The organism is Ruegeria sp. AK4, assembly GCF_056541025.1.
Map to the genome: position 1 here is coordinate 1 of NZ_JBQFXS010000083.1, position 598 is coordinate 598.

1 protein-coding gene is annotated in these 598 nt (G+C 63.0%); it reads right to left on the bottom strand.

Features of this window, described 5'->3' with window-relative positions; all coding sequences use genetic code 11:
- The coding region (locus ACR0EZ_RS25985) for a DUF5801 repeats-in-toxin domain-containing protein (protein WP_480617742.1) at positions 1–598 on the bottom strand (598 nt) is incomplete at both ends.

Genomic DNA, 598 nt, shown 5'->3' on the forward strand with positions numbered 1-598 from the left:
CCGGCCCACCCGTCAGATCGGCGTCATCCGTCTGCAGGACCGCGGTGCCCAATTCCATTTCAAAGGCCGGCCCGTCATCGGTGAACGAGATTTTTTGGGTGAGGTCGACATAGTCCGTCGCGGTGTCTGCGGCGGTTTCAGCATCGCTGAGGGTGCCGACCAGACGGATCGCATCGGTCAGGGCCGCGCCCAATCCGGTGACATCCGAGGCATAGCCCGAGGTATCTGCCGAACTGTGCTCGACCGCCCGGTTCTGGGTCAGCGTCACCGCGCCGGTGCTGCTGACGACCGAGACCGAGAACACGACTTGCCCGCCCGAGGTTTTGCCCTCGATGACGCCAGCATTGTTGCTGAGAACCACGGTGTCTCCGGTGGCGGTGTCTTTCAGGGTCACCGACCCGGCATTGGAGCCCAGTTCAAGACTGTAGACCAGCGCGCCCAGGCCATCTTCGCCCGGATCATTCGTGGTCACGTTGAACAGATCGCCCACACCTTCGGTGTCCGTATCCGGCCCACCCGTCAGATCGGCGTCATCCGTCTGCAGGACCGCGGTGCCCAATTCCATTTCAAAGGCCGGCCCGTCATCGGTGAACGAGAT